At 72.9% G+C, this 20235-nt stretch carries 16 protein-coding genes; 9 read left to right on the top strand and 7 right to left on the bottom strand.

Features of this window, described 5'->3' with window-relative positions:
* Positions 1-6: 6 nt before the first annotated feature.
* Positions 7-540 (bottom strand): 5-(carboxyamino)imidazole ribonucleotide mutase, encoded by a 534-nt coding sequence (gene purE, locus P3T37_RS31500; RefSeq protein ID WP_280727329.1) that lies wholly within the window; start codon positions 538-540, stop codon positions 7-9.
* Positions 537-1694 carry a 5-(carboxyamino)imidazole ribonucleotide synthase gene (locus P3T37_RS31495; RefSeq protein ID WP_280727328.1) on the bottom strand — a complete coding sequence of 386 codons (1158 nt, stop codon included), beginning with the start codon at positions 1692-1694 and terminating at the stop codon, positions 537-539. Before P3T37_RS31495 ends, purE begins: the two co-directional genes overlap by 4 nt.
* 177 nt (positions 1695-1871) lie before the next feature.
* Here P3T37_RS31495 and P3T37_RS31490 point away from each other — a divergent pair, with 177 nt between their 5' ends.
* Positions 1872-2408, top strand: a complete 537-nt coding sequence (locus P3T37_RS31490; RefSeq protein WP_280727327.1) for a GtrA family protein — start codon at positions 1872-1874, stop codon at positions 2406-2408.
* Positions 2409-2411: 3 nt separating this feature from the next.
* Here P3T37_RS31490 and P3T37_RS31485 read toward each other — a convergent pair whose 3' ends face one another.
* On the bottom strand, positions 2412-3656 hold the full coding sequence (locus P3T37_RS31485) for an ATP-binding protein (RefSeq protein WP_280727326.1): 1245 nt from the start codon (positions 3654-3656) through the stop codon (positions 2412-2414).
* Positions 3657-3761: 105 nt separating this feature from the next.
* On the opposite strand from P3T37_RS31485, the gene P3T37_RS31480 reads away from it, so the two are divergent.
* Complete coding sequence (locus P3T37_RS31480; protein ID WP_280727325.1) at positions 3762-4034, top strand: type II toxin-antitoxin system Phd/YefM family antitoxin; 273 nt, start codon at positions 3762-3764, stop codon at positions 4032-4034.
* Complete coding sequence (locus tag P3T37_RS31475; protein WP_280727324.1) at positions 4031-4288, top strand: Txe/YoeB family addiction module toxin; 258 nt, start codon at positions 4031-4033, stop codon at positions 4286-4288. The genes P3T37_RS31480 and P3T37_RS31475 overlap by 4 nt, the downstream gene beginning before the upstream one ends.
* 15 nt (positions 4289-4303) lie before the next feature.
* On the opposite strand, the gene P3T37_RS31470 is transcribed toward P3T37_RS31475, so the two are convergent.
* Positions 4304-4978 (bottom strand): response regulator transcription factor, encoded by a 675-nt coding sequence (locus P3T37_RS31470; protein WP_035801071.1) that lies wholly within the window; start codon positions 4976-4978, stop codon positions 4304-4306.
* A gap of 497 nt (positions 4979-5475) precedes the next feature.
* Between P3T37_RS31470 and P3T37_RS31465 the strand changes: the two genes are divergently transcribed.
* From P3T37_RS31465 to P3T37_RS31440, 6 genes are all read left to right on the top strand, one after another.
* Positions 5476-6984, top strand: coding sequence for an oligopeptide:H+ symporter (locus P3T37_RS31465; protein WP_280727323.1), 1509 nt, complete (start codon positions 5476-5478; stop codon positions 6982-6984).
* 199 nt (positions 6985-7183) lie between these two features.
* Positions 7184-10183 (top strand): type 2 lanthipeptide synthetase LanM family protein, encoded by a 3000-nt coding sequence (locus P3T37_RS31460; protein WP_280727322.1) that lies wholly within the window; start codon positions 7184-7186, stop codon positions 10181-10183.
* Complete coding sequence (locus P3T37_RS31455) at positions 10161-10343, top strand: hypothetical protein (RefSeq protein WP_280727321.1); 183 nt, start codon at positions 10161-10163, stop codon at positions 10341-10343. The genes P3T37_RS31460 and P3T37_RS31455 overlap by 23 nt, the downstream gene beginning before the upstream one ends.
* A 99-nt stretch (positions 10344-10442) precedes the next feature.
* Positions 10443-13352, top strand: a complete 2910-nt coding sequence (locus P3T37_RS31450) for an AAA family ATPase (protein WP_280727320.1) — start codon at positions 10443-10445, stop codon at positions 13350-13352.
* 173 nt (positions 13353-13525) lie between these two features.
* On the top strand, positions 13526-16270 hold the full coding sequence (gene lanL / locus P3T37_RS31445) for a class IV lanthionine synthetase LanL (RefSeq protein WP_280727319.1): 2745 nt from the start codon (positions 13526-13528) through the stop codon (positions 16268-16270).
* A gap of 5 nt (positions 16271-16275) precedes the next feature.
* Positions 16276-16386 (top strand): ALQxL family class IV lanthipeptide, encoded by a 111-nt coding sequence (locus P3T37_RS31440; RefSeq protein WP_280727318.1) that lies wholly within the window; start codon positions 16276-16278, stop codon positions 16384-16386.
* A gap of 78 nt (positions 16387-16464) precedes the next feature.
* Here P3T37_RS31440 and hutI read toward each other — a convergent pair whose 3' ends face one another.
* From hutI to P3T37_RS31425, 3 genes are read right to left on the bottom strand one after another with little or no spacing between them, the layout of a single operon-like run.
* The gene (gene hutI / locus P3T37_RS31435) at positions 16465-17631 is read right to left on the bottom strand and encodes an imidazolonepropionase (protein ID WP_280727317.1); all 1167 of its coding nucleotides are present in this window, start codon (positions 17629-17631) and stop codon (positions 16465-16467) included.
* Between the two features lie 57 nt (positions 17632-17688).
* Complete coding sequence (locus P3T37_RS31430) at positions 17689-19044, bottom strand: formimidoylglutamate deiminase (RefSeq protein ID WP_280727316.1); 1356 nt, start codon at positions 19042-19044, stop codon at positions 17689-17691.
* The gene (locus P3T37_RS31425) at positions 19035-20219 is read right to left on the bottom strand and encodes an allantoate amidohydrolase (RefSeq protein WP_280727362.1); all 1185 of its coding nucleotides are present in this window, start codon (positions 20217-20219) and stop codon (positions 19035-19037) included. Before P3T37_RS31425 ends, P3T37_RS31430 begins: the two co-directional genes overlap by 10 nt.
* Positions 20220-20235 lie beyond the last annotated feature (16 nt).

Below are 20235 nucleotides of genomic sequence, written 5' to 3'. Positions count from 1 at the left end.
ATTCTGCTACTTTCCGAAGCCGAAGGCGCTCGACCCGGCCACCTTGGCGCGCAGCTTCTTGCCCTTGTCGGTGGCCTGGGTGTTCAGCTCGGCCTGGAAGTCGACCATCCGCTCGGTGAGTTCGGTGTCGAAGGCGGCGAGCATCCGGACCGCCAGCAGGCCCGCGTTGCGGGCTCCGGCGATGGAGACGGTGGCCACCGGCACGCCGGCCGGCATCTGGACGATGGACATCAGGCTGTCCATGCCGTCCAGGTAGCGCAGCGGCACCGGGACGCCGATCACCGGCAGCGGGGTCACCGAGGCCAGCATGCCCGGCAGGTGGGCGGCGCCGCCGGCGCCCGCGATGATCGCCTTGAGGCCGCGCTTGTGGGCGTTCTCGCCGTACGTGATCATCTCGCGCGGCATCCGGTGCGCGGAGAGCACGTCGACCTCGTAGCGGACCTCGAACTCGTCCAGCGCCTGCGCGGCGGCCTCCATCACCGGCCAGTCGGAGTCGGAGCCCATGACGATGCCGACACAAGGAGTGGTGGGGGCACTCATTCGGTGATGGTTCCTCTCAGGTAAGCGGCCGCGTGGCGGGCGCGCTCGCGCACGTCGTCGAGGTCGTCCCCGAAGACGGTGACGTGGCCGACCTTGCGGCCGGGCTTCACGTCCTTGCCGTACATGTGGATCCGCAGGCCGGGGTCGCGGGCCATGCAGTGCAGGAAGGCGTGGTACATGTCCGGGTAGTCGCCGCCCAGGACGTTGACCATCACGGTCCACTTCGCGCGGGGGCGGGGGTCCCCGAGCGGGAGGTCGAGCACCGCGCGTAGGTGGTTCTCGAACTGCGAGGTGACCGCGCCGTCGATCGACCAGTGGCCGGAGTTGTGCGGGCGCATGGCGAGCTCGTTGACCAGGATCCGGCCGTCCCGGGTCTGGAACAGCTCGACTGCCAGGTGGCCGGTGATGTCCAGCTCCCCGGCGATCCGCAGCGCGAGCGCCTGGGCCTCGCCGGCCAGCACCGGGTCCAGGTCGGGGGCGGGGGCGGTGACCTCGGCGCAGACGCCGTTCTCCTGGAGGCTCTCCACCACCGGGTAGGCGACCGCCTGGCCGCTGGGCGAGCGCACCACGTTGGCGGCGAGCTCGCGCAGGTAGTCGACCTTCTCCTCGGCCAGCACCGCGACGCCGGCCAGGAACGGCGCGTGGGCCTGCTCCTCGTCGTCGACGACCCAGACGCCCTTGCCGTCGTAGCCGCCGCGGACGGTCTTCAGCACGACGGGGTAGCCCGCGCCCTCGTTGGCGAACGCGGTCACGTCAGCCGGGTCGGCGACCAGGCGGTGGCGCGGGCAGGGCACGCCGATGGCGTCCAGGGTGGCCCGCATCACGCCCTTGTCCTGCGCGTTCACCAGCGCCTCGGGGCCGGGCCGCACGGCGATGCCGTCGGCCTGCAGGGCCCGCAGGTGCTCGGTGGGGACGTGCTCGTGGTCGAAGGTGACCACGTCGCAGTCGGCCGCGAAGCGGCGCAGGGTCTCCAGGTCCCGGTAGTCGCCGAGGACGACGTCGGAGACCACCTGCGAGGCGGAGTCCTGCGGGGTGTCGGCAAGGAGTTTGAACCGCACTCCGAGCGGGATGCCGGCCTGGTGTGCCATGCGCGCCAGCTGCCCGCCGCCGACCATGCCCACCACTGGAAATTTTGCGCTGCCCGGGAAAGTCACGCTGCCAGGATATCCGGGCCGGTCGGGGGCGGTGTACCGGCGGCCGGGGGCGCTCGGCGGGGCGATCGGGGGCAGTCGGCTCGCAGGGATCCCTCATGAAGAGCCGGTAGCCTGGATGGCCGGACCACGCGGACGGCGTAATCCTCTTAGTTGAGCAGGCACAGGAGACCTCTGCGGATGACCACGACCAGCGATCACTCAAGTCCCTCCCTGCTGCAGCGCCTGCGCGGTGCCTCCGGCGAGGTGGTGAAGTTCGGGATAGTCGGGCTGGTCGGCATCTTCGTGAACTTCGGGGTCTCCAACCTCGCGATCCACGCGACCGGCTGGGCGCCCGTGCGCTGCTCGGTGATCGGTACGGCGGTCGCGATCGTCGTCAACTACCTGGGCTACCGCTACTGGGTCTACCGCGACAGCGACGCGGCCTCGCGCCGCCGCGAGATCACCCTCTTCCTGATCTTCAGCGGCATCGGCATGCTGATCGAGAACGGCACGCTCTGGTTCTCCACCTACACGCTGGGCCTGCACGGCACGATCGCGTACAACCTCTCGAAGGCGTTCGGCACCGGTCTCGGCACGCTGTTCCGCTTCTTCTCGTACCGCACCTGGGTCTTCAAGGCGATGCCGGAGCTGGCCGAGCCCGAGACGGACGTCAAGGTCGTCGCGCAGGCCGAGCGGATCCTGGCCACCGAGGACTCCGCCCACTACGTGAAGTGACTCCTACCGGGTGGTGACCCGGCCCAGGAAGAGTGCGAAGACCGGCGGCTGGAGCGCGAGCAGTTCCAGCCGTCCGCCGTCCGCCTCGGCGAGGTCGCGGGCGACCGCCAGGCCGATGCCGGTGGAGTTGTGGCCGCTGACCGTCCGCTCGAAGACCCGGTTGCCGAGCTCGGGCGGCACGCCCGCGCCCTCGTCCTGCACCTCGATCACCACCGAGCTGCCGGAGGCCCGCACGCGTACGGTGACCGTTCCCGCGCCGTGCATCAGGGTGTTCTCGATCAGGGTCGCCAGCACCTGGGAGACCGTCCCCGGGGTCCCCAGCGCGGTGATCCCGGCCAGGCCCTCGATCACCAGCCGCCGCCCGCTGCCGCGCAGCGAGGGCCCCCACTCCTCGCGCTGCTGCTTGATCACCTCGTCCAGGTCGAAGCCGCCGGCGGTCGGGCCGTGCGTGTCGCGCTGGTTGGTGAGCAGCCGCTGGACCACGTCGGTGAGCCGCTCGACCTGCTGGAGCGCGATGGTGGCCTCCTCGCGGACGGTCTCCGGCTCCTGGGCCAGTGCGGTGATCTCCTCCAGCCGCATGGAGAGCGCGGTGAGCGGGGTGCGCAGCTGGTGCGAGGCGTCGGCGGCGAGCCGGCGCTCGGCCGTGAGCATCCGGGCGATCCGCTCGGCGCTGGCGTCCAGCACCTCGGCGATCCGGTCCAGTTCGGGCACCCCGTAGCGCCGGTCGCGCGGGCGCGGGTCGCCGGAGCCGAGGCGTTCGGCGGTCTCGGCGAGGTCGGTCAGCGGGCGGGCCAGCCGTTTGGCCTGCCAGACCGCCAGCGCCACCGCGGCCTGCACCGCGAGCAGCGCGACCGCGCCGAGCAGGATCAGCATGCTGCCGATGTCGTGCTGGACGGTGGCGCGGGACTGCTGCACGGTCACCGTCTCGCCGCTGGCGCCGGTCTCGCTGGCCGTCAACGGGTGGCTGCCGGAGGGCCGTTGGCCGATCACGATCGGCTGCATGCCGGGGATCTGGATCTCGGCGTAGTAGCCGTCGGTGACCTGACTGCCGATCCGCTCCCCGGTGACCGGCTCACCCGCCGCGAGCCGACTCTCGACCAGGCCGAGCACCCGGAACGCGGTGGCGTCCACCCGCTCCTGGGCGGCGTTGACGATGGTCTGCTTCTCGACCAGGGCCAGGGGTACGCAGAACACCACCACGACCACCAGGACCACGCCCAGCAGCGAGTTGATCATCCTGCGTTTCACGGAACCAGCGTACCCGCCTGCGACCGGCCGCCCAGGACACCAAAAACCGTACATGACCGGTACCGTTAACTCGTACCAGTTCAGTACAGCCTACGGAGGGCAGCCATGGCCATAAGCGCCAGCGACGCGAGGACACGCCTTTTCCCTCTGATCCAGCAGGTGAACGACGACCACGTTCCTGTGCGGATCACCTCGAAGGCCGGCGACGCGGTCCTCATGTCGGCCGACGACTACGACTCGTGGCAGGAGACCATCTACCTTCTGCGGTCGCCCGCCAACGCCAGGCGGCTCATGGAAGCCGTCGCCAGGGACAAGGCATCCAGCCCGACGGTCAGCAAGACCATGGAGGAGCTGGAAGCCCTGGCCGGTGAGGTATGAGGAGTGTCCACTTCGACCCGGACGGCTGGGAGGACTTCCTCTTCTGGCTCGGGTCGAACCGGAAGATGGCACAGCGGATCACCCGCCTGACCGGCGAGATCCAACGTGACCCCTTCAGCGGGATCGGCAAGCCAGAGCCCCTCAAGGGCGACCTGGCCGGCTACTGGTCCCGGCGGATCGACGACGAGCATCGGCTGGTGTACCGGGCCGACGAGAAGGAGATCAAGATCCTCAAGGCCCGCTACCGCTACTGACCACCCAGAGGTTCGTCAGTTCTTCTCGAAGCGGAAGCCGACGCCGCGGACGGTGGCGATGTAGCGCGGGTTGGTGGCGTCGTCGCCGAGCTTCTTGCGCAGCCAGGAGATGTGCATGTCCAGTGTCTTGGTCGAGGTCCACCAGGTGGTGTCCCAGACCTGGCGCATGATGTCCTCGCGGGTGACCACCCGCCCGGCGTCCCGGACCAGCACCCGCAGCAGCTCGAACTCCTTGGCGGAGAGCGTCAGCTCCTCCTCGCCGACCCAGGCGCGGTGCGACTCGATGTCGATCCGGACACCGTGCGCGCCGGTGGAGAGCGAGTCGACGTTGCCGCGGCGCAGCAGCGCGCGGACCCGGGCGAGCAGTTCGGCCAGCCGGAACGGCTTCGTCACGTAGTCGTCCGCGCCGGCGTCCAGGCCGACCACGGTGTCCACCTCGTCGGCGCGCGCGGTGAGCACCAGGACGGGGCAGCTCTTGCCGTCGGCGCGCAGGCGGCGGCAGACCTCAAGACCGTCCATCCGCGGCAGGCCGAGGTCCAGGACGACCAGGTCGACCTCTTCCTCCAGGCCGGCTTCCAGGGCTGACGGGCCGTCCTCCCGGACGAGCACCTCGTAGCCCTCGCGCCGGAGCGCGCGGGCCAGCGGTTCCGAGATTGCGGGGTCGTCCTCGGCGAGCAGCACACAGGTCATGGGGCGATGGTAGTCCGCTCGGACGCCGCTGATCGTCGCTCCGGATCAACCGGTCCCGCGCCCGGACCCGACCGGCCCGTGACCGACCGTGAACTGAGGGTTCGCACGGCGGGGCACAGGGCCGTTCGGCCGCTGTGAAGTAGTTCACACCGGGTGATCGCACGGGTTCCCCCAGGTATCGGCCGCAGTGCCGGTCGTGCACCCCGCCGAGGCGAAGATCCCGCAGTTGGACCATGGCTTCGAAGGGCTTCTGGCTGGATTACCATCGATTAAGAAGATCCTCGCGCGTAGAACTTCAGCGGCCCGTTACCGTTTTGGTGTTCTTTATGCGCCGATGTCAGTGAAAAAGCGGACGTACAGTGGTCGCGTCCCCGTGTCGTGTACTGCGGATACCCCCTGCCCCCAGAAGTCCGCAGGAGCCCCGCGGTGTTCGGACGCCCGCCTCCACCCCCCTTGGCGGCGCGTCCCAGTCAGACTCAGGCAAGGAACCACTACTGATGGCGTCAACCACCACCCTGGACGCCGGCACCACGCCGGCTCCGCCTGGCGGCAAGACCTTCTTCGGGCACCCCCGAGGACTCGCCACGCTCTTCATGACCGAGACGTGGGAGCGCTTCAGCTTCTACGGCATGCGCGCCCTGCTGGTCATCTACATGGTCGCCGACCACAAGCACGGCGGTCTCGGGATGCCGGTCGCCACGGCGACCGCCGTCTACAGCGTCTACAACGCGATGGTCTACCTGCTGGCCCTGCCCGGCGGCTGGATCGCCGACCGGTTCCTCGGTGCCCGCAAGACGGTCGCGCTCGGCGGGACGATCATCATGATCGGCCACTTCCTGCTGGCGGTCCCGGTCGAGGCGTCGTTCTTCGTCGGCCTGGTCTTCATCGCGGTCGGCTCCGGCCTGCTGAAGGCCAACATCTCGACGATGGTCGGCCACCTCTACGAGGGGCCCAACGACCCGCGTCGCGACGGCGGCTTCACCATCTTCTACATGGGCATCAACCTCGGTGCCTTCGCCGCCCCGCTGGTCATCGGCACCGTCGGACAGAGCGTCGACTGGCACCTCGGCTTCGCGCTCGCCGGTATCGGCATGGCGCTGGGCCTGGGCCAGTACCTGTTCGGCACCCGCCACCTCAGCCCCAAGAGCAGCGTCGTCAGCTCGCCGATCACCTCGGTCGAGAAGAGCGCCCTGCTGCGCAAGGGCGCCTTCTGGCTGGCCCTGGCCGCGGTCTTCTACGGCGTCGTGGTGCTGAGCGGCACGTTCACCATCAACTGGGCGGTCTGGCCGCTGTCGATCGCCGGTATCGCGATCCCGATCGTGGTGTTCGCCCGGATCAAGCGCGACAAGGACCTGACCGCGGACGACCACTCCAAGATCCGCGGCTACATCTGGTTCTTCGTGGTGGCGGCCGTCTTCTGGATGATCTACGACCAGTCCGGTTCGACGCTGAGCGTCTTCGCCGACAGCAGCACCAACCTGTCGATCTTCGGCTGGAAGTTCCCGTCCAGCTGGTTCCAGTCGCTGAACCCGCTGTACATCATGGCGCTGGCCCCGGTCTTCGCCTGGCTCTGGGTCTGGCTGGCCCGGCGCATGAAGAACCCCAGCACCACCATGAAGTTCGCCTTCGGTCTGCTGATGATCGGCGCCTCCTTCCTGGTGATGATGCTGGCGATGGCCGCCGCGACCGGTGGCGTCAAGGTCTCGCCGCTCTGGCTGGCCATGGTCTACCTGGTGCAGACGGTCGGCGAGCTGACCCTCTCCCCCGTCGGCCTGTCGGTCACCACCAAGCTGGCCCCGGCGAAGTACGCCAGCCAGATGATGGGTATCTGGTTCCTCGCCGTCACGGCGGGCGACTGCGTCGCGGCGATCATCCAGCTCGGCCTGGGCAACGCCACCGGCAGCACCTGGTACTTCGCGATCCAGGGCGTGGCGGCGATAGTGGCCGGTGTCGCGCTGGTGATGTACCGCAAGAACGTCATCAAGCTGATGGGCAACGTGCACTGACGCGCTGACCTCACACCGAAGGGGCGGTACCCGATCCGGGTACCGCCCCTTCGTGCTGTGGTCATGGGGGTTCCACACCCATCTTCTGATCAGCCGTTACCACCCCTGTGGGGGACGGGCCCCCAGGGACCGCAGCCCTGGCGCGAGGGTTCCGGCGGCCTCTTGTGCGGGCCGGGCGCGGGCTGCCACGCTCGGCGCTGTGATCACTTCGTCGCTCAGGAGTACGACCGGGCCGCCGCCTGCGGCTGCCTGGTGGTCACGCGGCCTGTCCGCGGCCGAGCGGCCCGGCGACCTGCGGCCGGACTGGGCCGCGTTCGTCGACGAAGTCCTGGCGACCTCCGCGACGCCGGTCGTGCCGCCCGGGGAGCTGCGCGGCACGGCCTGGTTCAGGACCGTGGTGACGCCCTTCGCCGAACTGGCCGCGACCCGTCTGGTGACGCCGGGCGCGCCGGCCCGGGTCGACCTGGCCGCCGTCCGCGCGCTGTTCGTGCACCAGCTGGCCGAGAGCCTGGCCCGGCAGGCGGCCCGCACCCTCGTCCTGGAACTCAACGTGGCGAGGGTGAACGGACGGCTGCTCGGTGACACGCCGTCCAAGCGGTTCCGCCACTTTCTCGCCCTGGCCGCGAGCCGCGAGGGTCTGCGCGCCCTGTGCCACGAGTACCCGGTACTCGCCCGGCTGCTGGCCCGGACCTCGCTGGCGGCCGCCGAGGCCCTGACCGAGCTGCTCGCCCGCTTCGCCGCCGACCGGGCCGACCTGGTCGCCGCCCTGCTGTCGGGCGCCGAGCCCGGAGCGCTGACCGCCGTCCGGACCGCCGGTGACGGACACCGTCGCGGTCGCAGCGTCGCGGTGCTCCACTTCGCCGGCGGCGACCGGGTGGTGTACAAGCCGCGATCGCTCCGCGCGCACCGGCACTTCACCGAGCTGGTCGGCTGGTTCAACGAGCAGCCCGGGACGCCGGGGCTGCGCACCCCCGCGCTGCTGGACCGGCCCGGCTACGGCTGGGTGGAGTTCGTCGCCCCGCAACCCTGCGTGAGCCCGGAGCAGGTGGAGCGGTTCTATCTCCGCCAGGGCGCGTGGCTCGCCCTGCTGCACGCGCTGGACGGCACCGACCTGCACTTCGAGAACCTGGTCGCCTGCGCGGACCACCCCGTCCTGGTCGACGTCGAGACCCTCTTCCACCCGCCTGCCCCAGCGGGCCGGGACCAGGCGGAGCAGGACCCGGCGGCGCTCGTGCTGGAGTCGTCGGTGCAGCGGACCGCCCTGCTGCCCCGACCGGTCCTCGGGGACCTGGCGGCGCTGGACGTCTCGGGCCTCGGCGGCGACCCCGGGGCGCTCTTCCCGAACGACGTGGTGGCCTGGGCTGCCGACGGAACCGACGAGATGCGGCTGGTCCGCCAGGCCGGCGAGCTGGCCGGCGCCGGGAACCGCCCCCGGCTCGACGGGGTGGACGCCGACCCGGTGCAGCACACCGAGGCGCTGGTCGCCGGCTTCCGCACGGGCTGCCGGGCGATCACCGCCGGGTGGGTGGACCTCGCCGGTCCGCACGGCCTGCTGCACCGGTTCGCCGAGGACGAGGTGCGGGTGATCACCCGGGCGACCCAGGCCTACGGGACGCTCCTGGACGAGTCGACCCACCCCGACGTCCTGCGGGACGGGGTGGAGCGCGACGGACTCCTGCGGCTGCTGGAGACGGACGTGCTCGGCCAGGGCCGGCCCGGGCTCGTCGAGGACGAGATCGCCGAACTGTGGGACGGCGACGTCCCGTTGTTCACCACCAGGCCGGGCGCGACGGACCTGTGGACCGGCACTGGTCGGCGGATGTCCGGCGCCCTCGACCGGCCGGGCCTGGCCCGGGTGGCGGACAAGATCCGGGCGATGGGGCCGGCCGACCTCGACGAGCAGGAATGGATCATCCGGGCGTCGCTGGCGACCAGGTCGACCGCGCCCGCGCACGACACCGGCGAACCGCTGCCCGAACCGTCCGGCCCGGCCGCCGGACCTGCTCCGGACTCCGGACGGCTGCTCGCCGCCGCCCGGGCCATCGGGGACCAGCTGGTCGATCGGGCCCACCTGGGCCCGCAGCGCGCGAACTGGCTCGGACTCCACCTGCTCGGGGACCGCTGCTGGCGGCTCGCGCCGGCCGGCGCCGAGCTGGGCGGCGGGTATCCGGGGCCGGCCCTGTTCCTCGCCCAGCTCGCCGCGCTCACCGGAGCCGCGCGCTACGCCGAGGTGGCCCGCCGGGCGCTGCGGCCGGTCCCGCGCCTGCTGGACCGGCTCGCGGCGAGGCCCGACGAGCTCGGCGCGGTCGGATCAGGGGCCTTCGCCGGGCTGGGCGGCCTCCTGCATGCGCTGACCCAGGTGGCCGTGCTGCTGGACGACCGCGAGGTCCGCGACTGGCTCGAACCGGCCACCGCCCTCACCGTCGCCGCCGCCGAGGCCGAGGACTCCTCCGGGGTCGCCGACGGTACGGCCGGCGGCCTGGTGGCGCTGCTCGGCGTGCACCAGGCCACCGGCAGCGCCCAGGCCTGGCGCGGCGCGCGGGACTGCGCGGCCCGCCTCCTCGACCGCCCGCTGCCCGCCGCACCCGGCTTCACCGCCGGTGCGGCCGGGGTCGGTTGGGCGCTGCTGAGGTTCGCGGCGGCCGGCGGCGATGCCCGGTACGAGCGCGCGGGGTTGGCCGCGCTGCGCTCGGCGGCCCGTGCGGCGGATGGCCTGTCCTGGTGTGCGGGCCTGCCCGGCGTCGCGCTGGCGGTGACCGACAGCACCGTGGCGGCGGCCGACCCGGAGCTGGCCGCACTGGTCGAACGCGCCGCTCGCGCAGTCGTGACCGGCGGCCGACTGCCCAACCACAGCCTGTGCCACGGCGAACTCGGCGCCCTCGAACTGCTCGGCCGGGCCACCGGACCAGCCGAACGGGCCGCGCGGGACCACCGGGCCGCAGCGCTGCTGGCCACCCTCGCACGGACCGGGCCGCGCTGCGGCACCCCCGGTCACCTCGCGTCCCCCGGCCTGCTGAACGGTCTGGCCGGCATCGGCCACGGACTGCTGCGGCTCGGGTTCGCGGACACCACGACTTCGGCACTGCTGCTGCGGCTGCCGAGTAACGAAAGGCCGGCATCCCGTCGGCCGCTACCCCTCGGAGAATTCGACCCCTCAGAGAAGGAGACGCAACGCCATGGACGAGCAGAACAGGGTTGACCTGTGGAAGCAGCCGACTGCGCGGCGGAACCAGAACGCCGATCACCCGGCCGGTGAGATCCGGCTGCGGACCGGCGACGGGCTCACCCGCCGCGCCGACCTGCTGGGGGCCGCGACAGTCGATCAGCGGGACATCTTCACGACCATGAGCTGGATCTGACGCAGCGATAGGACCAGGTCGGGCAGCCGGTGCGCCTACGGGCGTACCGGCTGCCCGAGTTGACCGCGTACGTCGGAGCCATCCACTAGCGTGTGGCGCATGCCAACCACTTCGCCGGCGGTCGTCGGTCGTGACGTCGAACTTGCCCTGCTCCAGGCGGCTCTGACCGAGCTGCAGAGCGGCGGCGGCCGTTCGGTCCTGTTGCTGGGTGAGGCCGGGATCGGCAAGTCCCGCCTGATCGGCTGCACCGCCGAGCAGGCCACCGCGCTGGGCCTGCCGGTGCTGCGCGGCCGGGGCAGTGCGATCGGCGCGGGCACCCCGTTCCGTCCGATCGTCGAGGCGCTGAGTTCGCACTTCCGGATCGGCGGGCCGCCCGAGGATCCGGAGCTCGGACCGTACCGGCCGGTGCTGGCCCGGGTGGTCCAGGAGTGGCGCCAGACACCGGCCCCGGACTACCCGGAGAGCCTGGTCGAACTCGGCGAGGCGCTGCTGCGGTTGCTCGCCGTCCTCGGGCGGAAGGCCGGCTGCGTCCTGGTGCTGGAGGACCTGCACGAGGCGGACTCCGAGACGGTCGCCGTGGTGGAGTACCTGGTCGACAACCTCGCCGGACTGCCGGTGCTGCTCGTCGCCAGCCTGCGACCGGAGCCGGGGGCCGCACTCGACCTGGTGCGCTCGATCGAGCGGCGGCGGATGGCCTCGGTCGTCACACCGCAGCCCCTGGAGCGGCGGGCGGTCCAGGCCATCGCCGCGGGCTGCCTGGGTGTTCCGGCCGACCGGGTGCCGCCTGCCGTGGTCGAGCGACTGACCGTCGCGAGCGACGGAAACCCTTACCTGGTCGAGGAGTTGCTCGCCGAGATGGTCGGTTCGGGAGCGCTGCGACCGGGCACCGACGGCTGGCAGGTGGCCGGCGACCTCTCGGGAAGCGTCCCGGCGGCGGTGGTCCACGTCCACCACCAGCGGCTGGCCGCGCTGGACGAGCCGGTGCGGGAACTCCTCCTGCTGGCGGCGACCCTGGGGCCGCGGTTCTCGGTCGCGACCCTGCAGATCATCACCGGGCACGACGACGCGAGCCTGTTCGCCCACCTGAGAGCCGCGGTGGCGGGGAACTTCGTCCTGCCCGACGACGCAGCCCCGGGTGAGTACGCCTTCCGTCACGCGCTCACCGCGGAGGCCGTGCTGGCGAGCATCCCGGCAGCCGAACGGGCCGCCCCGGCCCGGCGGGCCGCGGCCGCGATCCAGCAGGCCGAACCGGAGCTGTCCGCCGACCGCTGCCAGCTGGTCGCAGGGCTCCTGCTGGCGGCGGGCGACCGGACGGGCGCGGCTCTGCTCTACGCCGACGCCGGCCGCCAGGCGCTGGCCGACGGAGCCTCGGGATCGGCCGTCCGGCTCCTCGAGCGCGGCCAGGAGCTCGGGGCCGCCGCGGACCGTACCGACATCACCGCGTCACTGGCGTGCGCGCTGGCCGAGGCCGGTCAGCTCGACCGCGCCATCGGCCTGGCCGACGACCTGCCGCTGACGGGCGCCGCGAGCCCGGCGGCCGAGGGCCGGATCGAGCTGCACACCCGGCTGGCCTGGGCGGCGGTGATCGCCGAACGCTGCCCGGAGACCGTCGCCCAACTCGCGGCGGCCCGGGCGCTGCTCGGCGACCGCGGCCAACCCGCGCAGACCGCCGCGCTCGACGTGATCGAGGGCCACCTCGCGCTGCTTCCCAGCCAGGACGCGCGGGCCGTCGACGCCGAACGGTCGGCCCGGGAGGCGGCCGAGGTGGCGGAGCGGGAGAAGCGTCCGGTGCTGGCCTGCCAGGCCTGGCAGCTGCTCGCCCTGCTGGCCCGCGAACGCGGTTTCGACGACGCGGACGGCTGTCTGGAACGCATGCTCACCGTGGCCGAGGCGAACGCCCTGCCGGTCTGGCGCCTGGAGGCCCTGCTCCGGCTCGGCGCCAACGCCTTCATGCGGACAGGTGACGCCCGCAGGCTCGAACAGGCCAGAGCGGCGGCCCAGGAGCTGGGTGCGATCACGCTGCACCAGCGGGTGGAGAGCCTGCTGGCGATGAACGCGGTGCTGCGGGGAGATCCGGCGACGGCCGAGGAGATCATCGGCCGATGTCTCGACGCCAGCGCCCGGATGCGCAATCTGGACATCCACCGCTACCTGCTGCTGACCTCGGCCATCCTCGCCGCGCACCGCGGCCGACGCCGGGAGATGGAACGCGTGCTGCTGGCGTTCCGTCAGGCCGGGGGCGAGAAGTCCTTCCTGACGCCGGTGATGCTGGGACTCTGCCGGGCCGTCTGCGCGCTGCTGGAGGAGGACCGGAAGACGGCGGCGGCCGAGCTGGCCGCCGGCGCGCAGTGGGAGGCCCAGCACCCGAACGTGTTCTATCTGGCCGGGCGGTACGGCCTGCGGCCGCTGCTGGCGGTCCTGGCCGGCACGGCGGGGCGGGCCGAGTACCTCGTGGTGGCCGGGGCCCCGGCGGCGGAACTGGCCTGGAACCGGCAGTTCCTGCTGTTCGCCGACGCCGTCCTGCTGGGGCGGGAGGGCCGGGCCGAGGAGGCGGCGCAGGTCGTCGAGCAGGCGCGTCGGACCGGCGGGCTCTTCCCGACGGGTCACCACCTGGGCCTGCGCCTGGTCGCGGAGGCGGCGCTGGCCGAGGGCTGGGGTGACCCGGTGGGGTGGCTGCGGACGGCCGAGGAGTACTTCCACGCTCTGGACGTCCCCTCGGTGGCGTCGGCCTGCCGGGCCCTGCTCCGGCAGGCCGGCGTGAGTGTCGCGCAGCACCGCAGCGGGAGCGAGCTGATACCCGAGGCGCTGCGCAGGTACTGCCTCACCCCGCGCGAGTACGAGGTGCTGGCCCTGCTCGTCGAACGGCCCGGCAACCAGGACCTCGCGCGCCGGCTGTCCATCTCGCCGCGCACGGTGGAGAAGCACATGGCGAGCCTGATCCAGAAGACCGGCCAGGCGGACCGGGCGTCGCTGTGCCGGCTGGCGATCGAGTTCTCCGGGGCCGGCTGAGCCGAGGCCGGCTGAGGTGGGGCCGGCTGAGGTGGGGCCGGCTGAGGTGGGGTAGCCGCCCGGAAGATGGGGGCGGTACCCCCATGCCCCGCGCCGGGCCCGCCGCCAGGATTGGTGGCAGACGCCAGGCCCGAGGGGGGCTCGGCCGGCCAGTTCACCAAGGAGGCGCGGCGATGACAGCTCCGGACGGCGCGGTGGCCGCCCAGGTCCCCGACCGGGACGCCGAGTTCCTGCCGGAGGTCGTCCGGTCGCTGCTGCGGGCGCGCGGCGGGTCGTCCTGGACGGTGACCCCGGAGGAGTTCTGGTGCCGGGTCAGCCCCGGACAGCGCCCGAACGGGCCGACCCAGGGCTGGAAGCTGCACGTCACGGCGACCCCGCTCGCCGCGCCGCTGGTCCTGAACCGCTGTGCGTCGGTACTGATCGACGATCAGGCCTCGTTCAAGTTCGCCGGGACCCTGCAGCGGGTCGCCGAACTGGTCGACGGACGCTACGACCGCGGCGGCGGCGGCAAGTTCATCACGGTGTATCCGAGCGACGAGGAGCAGTTCCGCCGCCTTGCCGAGCTGCTGCACCTGGCCACCGCGGGGCTGCCGGGGCCGGGGATCCTCTCCGACCGGCAGTACCGGCCCGAGAGCTCGGTGTACTACCGCTACGGCGCGTTCCGCGGTCTCAGGCGGCTCGGTAACGACGGCGCCTGGGAGTACCTGGTGACGGCGCCCGACGGGAAGCCGGAGAAGGATCAGCGACTGGCCTGGTACAGCCCGCCCGACTGGGCCCGCTCACCGCTCCCCGAACCGGTCGGCGCCAGTGCCGAGCGGCCGGCCGAGGTGCTGCTGGGCGGCCGGTACGTGGTGAAGCGGGCCATCCGGCACGCGTACAAGGGCGGGGTGTTCCTGGGCACGGACAAGGAGACCGGCCGCGAGGTGGTCGTCAAGGAGGCCCGGCGGGATGTCGGCGCGGGCCTGAACGGCGAGGACGCCGCCGCCCGTCTGCGGCACGAGGCCGCCATGCTCGCACTGCTCGGGCCGCTCGGGCTCACCCCCGAGGCGCTCGACCAGTTCGGCCAGGGGGGGAACCAGTACCTGGTCCAGGAGCGGATCATCGGGGGGACCCTGCGGAACTGGGTGGCCGAGCAGCCGGACCGGTCGCTCGCATCGGTGCTGCACCTGGCCGGGCAACTGGTCGCCGCGGTGGACGCGGTGCACGAGGCCGGACTGGTCCTGCGCGATCTGAGCCCGAACAACCTGATGGTCACCGCCGAGGGAAAGCTGTGGCTGATCGACGTGGAGACGGCCTCCCGGCCGGGCGAGCAGGCCCGCCGCGCCTACACCCCCGGGTACGGCGCGCCCGAGGTGGTGGCGGCTCCCAGCCATGGGCCCGCGCCCGCCTTCGAAGCCGATCTCTTCAGCCTCGGTGCGACGCTGTTCCACCTGGCCAGCGGCGTGGATCTGCTCCTCTCACCGGACCGGCCGACCGTCCGTCCCGAGGAGGAGCGGCGCTTCGAGCTGGTCACCGGGGTTCTTTCGGCGAGCGGTGAGCTGCGGCGCCTCGAACCCCTGATCCTCGGCCTGGTGGCCGAGGATCCCGGGAGTCGCTGGAGCCTGCGGCGGGTACGGGAGTTCCTCTCCACGCCGGCCCCCACACCGGGTACCGGCAACGAGGCCGGACAGCCGCCGGACGCGCGCCTGGCGCCCGAGGAGGCCGAGCGGATGATCGCCGACGGCCTCACCCACCTGCTGGCCGGCCGGACGCCCGACGGCGAGTGGCTGTGGCCCGCCGAGGGCTTCGCCCTGCGCACCGACGCGCTGAACGTGCAGTACGGCGCCGCCGGAGTGCTGGGAGTCCTGACCGCGGCCGCCGCGGTCCGCGACGACGCCGGGCTGCGGCTCGCCGTCGCCGAGACCGCGCAGTGGGTCGCCGACCGCCTGGGGAAGGGCGTACGGACCCTGCCCGGCCTGTACTTCGGCCGGTCGGGGACGGCGTGGGCCCTGCTCGACGCCGCACTGTCGACCAAGGACGACGCGCTGGCCTCCAAGGCACTGGAGTTGGCCCGGCAGGTGCCGCTGGACTGGCCGAGTCCGGACGTCTGCCACGGTGTGGCGGGTGCCGGGCTGGCACAGCTGCACTTCTGGCAGGCCACCGGCGAGGACGGCTTCCGCACCCGGGTGGTCGAGGCCGCCGAGCAGCTGGTGGCAGCGGCCCGGCCGGGCCGGTCGGGCGTGGGATGGCCGGTGCCGGCCGACTTCGACTCGGTCCTGGCGGGCGCCACGCATCTCGGCTTCGCTCACGGCGTCGCCGGCGTGGGGACCTTCCTGCTGCTCGCCGGGACGGCGACCGAGCGCGCGGACTTCGTCGACCTGGCCCGGCAGGCCGGGGACACGCTGGTGACGGCTGCCCGGTCGGACGGTACGACGGCCGGATGGCCGATGGCCGACACCGGCGCCGGGTCCGCGCATCCGCCGTACTGGTGCAACGGCTCCTCGGGGGTCGGCACCTTCCTCATCCGGCTCTGGCAGGCCACCGGCCTGCCCCGGTACCGGGAGCTGGCCGAGCAGGCCGCGGCGGAGGTGTACCGCAAGCGCTGGCAGGCCTCGCCCACCGCCTGCCACGGCCTGGCCGGAAACGCCGACTTCCTGCTGGATCTGGCCGAGGCGCTGGACGACGCGCGCTACCGGCGCTGGGCCGAGGAACTCCTCGCGTGCGCTCACGCGCGCCGGGTGTTCCGCGCCGGGCTGCTCCTGGTGCCCGACGAGGGCCTGGTCGACGTGTCGGCGGGCTACAGCACCGGCCTGTCCGGGCTGCTGGGCACGCTGCTGCGACTGCGCCACGGAAGCCCGCGCATGTGGATGCCCAACACACAGACCTGCCAGGAGGCCGGCCCGACCGGCCTCGACGACGCGGTAGGAGAAAGGAGGTGATTCAGATGACGACCGATGTCAACGCGCTCCAGGCGCTCGACAGCGAGGAGCTCGAGGCGGCCACCGCCAAGAACTCCGTCCAGTGCACGTTCACCTGTGACTGGACCAGCTGGTAGAACCTCACCCGCAGGTCAGGCTCCGGCCCCGCACCCCGACTGGGGTGCGGGGCCGGACCCACGTCCGCCCTGAAGGTCTCAGACCTCCCGGACCCCCGCGCGCCAGACGGCGGCGGTGAGCGGGACGCCGGGGCGGTAGGCGAGGTGGACCGGCGAGGGGGCGTCCAGCAGCAGCAGGTCGGCGCGGGCGCCGGGGGCGATCCGGCCGACGTCGGTGCGGCGCAGCGCGCGGGCTCCGCCGGCGGTGGCGGCGTGCACGGCCTCGTCCGGGGTCATGCCCATCTCGCGGACGGCCACCGCGATGCAGAAGGCCATCGAACTGGTGAAGCTGGAACCCGGGTTGCAGTCGGTGGAGAGCGCGACGGTGGCGCCCGCGTCGAGCAGCCGGCGCGCGTCCGGGTACCGGGCGCGGGTGGAGAACTCGGCGCCGGGCAGCAGGGTGGCCACCGTCTCGCTGCCGGCCAGCGCGGCGACGTCGGCGTCGGTCAGGTGGGTGCAGTGGTCGGCCGAGGCCGCGCCCAGCTCGACCGCGAGCTGCACGCCGGGGCCGTGACTGAGCTGGTTGGCGTGCACCCGGGGGATCAGGCCGCGTTCCTGGCCGGCCTTCAGGACGGCACGGGCCTGGTCGCCGTCGAAGGCGCCGTTCTCGCAGAAGACGTCCACCCAGCGGGCGTGCGGGGCGCAGGCGTCCAGCATCTCGCCGGTCACCAGGTCGACGTAGCCGGCCGGGTCGTCGGCGAACTCGGGGGCCACGATGTGGGCGCCGAGGTAGGTGGTCTCGGGGGTGTGCGCGGCGGCGATCCGCAGGGCGCGCGCCTCGTCGGCGACGGTCAGGCCGTAGCCGGACTTGCACTCGATGGTGGTGGTGCCCTGGCGCAGCGCCTCGCGGACGAACCGGGCCAGGTTGGCGTCCAGTTCGGCGTCGCTCGCCGCACGGGTGGCAGCGACCGTGGTGCGGATCCCTCCGGCCGAGTAACTCTGGCCGGACATCCGGGCGTTGAACTCGGCGGTGCGGTCGCCCGCGAAGACCAGGTGGGCGTGCGAGTCGACGAAGCCGGGCAGCAGGGTGCGTCCCTCGGCGTCGTGCACCTGGTCGGCGGCGGGGGCGTCGGCGGCGCGGCCGGTCCAGGTGACCACCGAGCCGTCCACCACCACGGCGGCCTGCTCGACCAGGCCGAGCAGGCCGGGGTGGGACGGGTCGTTGGTCACCAGACTGCCGATGTTGGTGATCAGGGTGCTGCTCATGAGGCCCTCTCGGATCCGGGCCGGGGGGCGGATCGGTCGACCCGCCCCCCGGAGGGGTTACGCAAGCAGTGCGGCGATCGAGGCGCGCAGTGCGGACGGGACGTCGGCGACCAGCTGGTGCACGCCGTCCTGGACGATCCGCCGGCCGCCGACCACCACGTGCCGGACGTCCGCCGCCGATGCCGCGAAGACCGCGGTCTCGGCGCCGAGCCGGGGCAGCGGGCCCGCGGTGCGTACGGAGTCCAGCGCGATGACGGTGAAGTCGGCGAACGCGCCGGCCTCGATCCGGCCGGCCTCCGGCCAGCCGAGCGAGGCGTGACCGTCCTCGCTGCCGGCCCGCAGCAGCGCGTTGGCCGTCCAGTGGCCGCGGGTGCGGGTGCGCAGGCGCTCGTTCAGCTCCAGCGCCCGGGCCTCCTCGAACGGGTCGATGACCGCGTGGCTGTCGCTGCCCAGGGTGACCTGGCAGCCGCTGTTCGCCAGGTGGCGGGCCGGCCCGATGCCGTCGGCGAGGTCGCGTTCGGTGGTCGGGCACATGCAGATCACCGTGGAGGAGTCGGCGAGCAGCTTGATGTCCTCCTCGGTGAGGTGGGTCGCGTGGACGGCCGAGGTGCGCGGCCCGAGCACGCCGTGGTCGGCGAGCAGCCGGGTCGGGGTGACCCCGTGCGCGCTGAGGCAGGCCTCGTTCTCCGCGGTCTGCTCGGAGAGGTGCACGTGCAGCGGGGCCTTGCGCATCCGGGCCCAGTGCGCGACCGTGCTCAGCTGGCCGGCCGGGACGGCGCGCACCGAGTGGACGGCCGCGCCGAGCCGGGCGTGCTCGCGCGGCTTGAGCTCGCTGACCCGCTCGGCCCAGGCATCGGCGTCGCCGTCCCCGAACCGCAGCTGCGGCTTGGTCAGTTCGGCGCCGAAGCCGGAGGAGAGGTAGCAGGTGTCCAGCAGGGTGATCCGGATACCGGCCCGGGCGGCGGCCTCGATCAGCGCCTCGCCCATCGCGTTGGGGTCGTTGTAGCGGGCGCCGCCAGGGGCGTGGTGCAGGTAGTGGAACTCCCCCACCGCGGTGATGCCGGCCAGCGCCATCTCGGCGTAGACGGCGGTGGCCAGCGCCAGGTAGCTGTCCGGGTCCAGGGCGCCGGCGAACCGGTACATGGTGTCCCGCCAGGTCCAGAAGGTGCCGGAGCCGACCTGGACGGTCCCGCGCAGCGCGCGGTGGAAGGCGTGCGAGTGCGCGTTCGCCTGACCGGGCACCAGCAGGCCGGCCAGCCGGACGGCCTGCGGCGGGCAGGGCCCGCTGTCCGGGGTGACCTTGGCGATCCTGCCGCCCGCGGCCACCTCGATCAGCACGTCCGACTCGACCACCGGGCCGTTCACATGCGGCAGCCAGGCGTGCTCGGCCCAGTACACCGTGGTCACTGACATGCCAGGTCCTCCAGAACGTCCGCCAGAGCCGCCACACCCGCGAGGCAGTCCGCCTCCTCGGCGTGCTCCGCCGGGGAGTGCGAAACGCCGCTCGGGTTCCGTACGAACAGCATGGCGGTCGGAACGGCGGACGCCAGGATCCCGGCGTCGTGTCCGGCGCCGGTCGGCAGGATCGGCACGCCGCCCAGCCGCTTGGCCAGCCGGTCGCGCAGCGGGCCGTCGAAGTCGACCACCGGCGTGTACGACTCGCGGGTCAGCTCGACCCGGACGCCGTCGCGCTCGCCGCGCTCGGCCGCCGCCACCCGGATCTCCTCGACCAGGGCCTCCAGCACCTGCTCCTCGGAGGCCCGGGAGTCCAGCCAGCCGCGGATCAGCGAGGCGATCGCGTTGGTGCCGTTCGGCTCGACGGCGACCTTGCCGAAGGTGGCCAGCGCGCCGGCCAGCCGGGCCTTCTTGCGGGCCGCGAGCACGGTGGTGGCGTACGTCAGCATCGGGTCGCGGCGGTCCTCGATGCGGGTGGTGCCCGCGTGGTTGGCCTCGCCGTGGAAGTCGAAGCGCCAGCGGCCGTGCGGCCAGATCGCGCTGGCCACGCCGACCGGCTGGTCCTCGGTCAGGTAGCGGCCCTGCTCGACGTGGAGTTCGACGAAGGCGCCGACCCGGGAGAGCCGGTCGTCGTCCGCGCCGATCGCGGTCGGGTCGTAGCCGGCGCGCTCCATCGCGTCGGGCAGTCGGACGCCGTCGGCATCGCGCAGCTCGTACGCCTGCTCGCGGCTGAGCACGCCCGCGCTGAGCCGGGAGCCGATGCAGGCCACGCCGAACCGGGCGCCCTCCTCGTCGCCGAAGTTGACGATCGCCAGCGGCTTGGTGAACTCGGCCTTGCGGGCGCGCAGTTCGTCCAGCGCGGCGAAGGAGGAGACCACCCCGAGCGGGCCGTCGAAGGCGCCGCCGTCCGGGACGGAGTCCAGGTGCGAGCCGGTGACGACGGCGCCGTCCTGCTGCGGGTCGCCGAGCCAGGCCCACTGGTTGCCGTTGCGGTCCAGCTCGTAGGCCAGGCCCCGGGAGCGGGCCTGCTCCTCGAACCAGGCCCGGCACTCGGCGTCCGCGCTGTTCCAGGCGTGCCGGCGGTACCCGCCGGATGCGGCGGAGCGGCCCACGGGGAGCAGCTCCGCCCACATCGCACCGAACGTGTCC

The organism is Kitasatospora sp. MAA4 (assembly GCF_029893355.1).
Classification (GTDB): domain Bacteria; phylum Actinomycetota; class Actinomycetes; order Streptomycetales; family Streptomycetaceae; genus Kitasatospora.
The sequence above is the reverse complement of the archived record's forward strand: the minus strand, read 5'-3'. Positions and strand labels throughout refer to the sequence as shown.

What these genes read in the sequence shown, in the direction of transcription:
- P3T37_RS31425 (WP_280727362.1), bottom strand. Translation starts at nt 20,219, where the DNA reads ATGTGGGCGGAGCTGCTCCCCGTGGGCCGCTCCGCCGCATCCGGCGGG.
- P3T37_RS31465 (WP_280727323.1), top strand. Translation starts at nt 5,476, where the DNA reads ATGGCGTCAACCACCACCCTGGACGCCGGCACCACGCCGGCTCCGCCT.
- P3T37_RS31455 (WP_280727321.1), top strand. Translation starts at nt 10,161, where the DNA reads ATGGACGAGCAGAACAGGGTTGACCTGTGGAAGCAGCCGACTGCGCGG.
- hutI (WP_280727317.1), bottom strand. Translation starts at nt 17,631, where the DNA reads ATGAGCAGCACCCTGATCACCAACATCGGCAGTCTGGTGACCAACGAC.
- P3T37_RS31490 (WP_280727327.1), top strand. Translation starts at nt 1,872, where the DNA reads ATGACCACGACCAGCGATCACTCAAGTCCCTCCCTGCTGCAGCGCCTG.
- P3T37_RS31430 (WP_280727316.1), bottom strand. Translation starts at nt 19,044, where the DNA reads ATGTCAGTGACCACGGTGTACTGGGCCGAGCACGCCTGGCTGCCGCAT.
- P3T37_RS31470 (WP_035801071.1), bottom strand. Translation starts at nt 4,978, where the DNA reads ATGACCTGTGTGCTGCTCGCCGAGGACGACCCCGCAATCTCGGAACCG.
- P3T37_RS31450 (WP_280727320.1), top strand. Translation starts at nt 10,443, where the DNA reads ATGCCAACCACTTCGCCGGCGGTCGTCGGTCGTGACGTCGAACTTGCC.
- purE (WP_280727329.1), bottom strand. Translation starts at nt 540, where the DNA reads ATGAGTGCCCCCACCACTCCTTGTGTCGGCATCGTCATGGGCTCCGAC.
- lanL (WP_280727319.1), top strand. Translation starts at nt 13,526, where the DNA reads ATGACAGCTCCGGACGGCGCGGTGGCCGCCCAGGTCCCCGACCGGGAC.
- P3T37_RS31475 (WP_280727324.1), top strand. Translation starts at nt 4,031, where the DNA reads ATGAGGAGTGTCCACTTCGACCCGGACGGCTGGGAGGACTTCCTCTTC.
- P3T37_RS31480 (WP_280727325.1), top strand. Translation starts at nt 3,762, where the DNA reads ATGGCCATAAGCGCCAGCGACGCGAGGACACGCCTTTTCCCTCTGATC.
- P3T37_RS31440 (WP_280727318.1), top strand. Translation starts at nt 16,276, where the DNA reads ATGACGACCGATGTCAACGCGCTCCAGGCGCTCGACAGCGAGGAGCTC.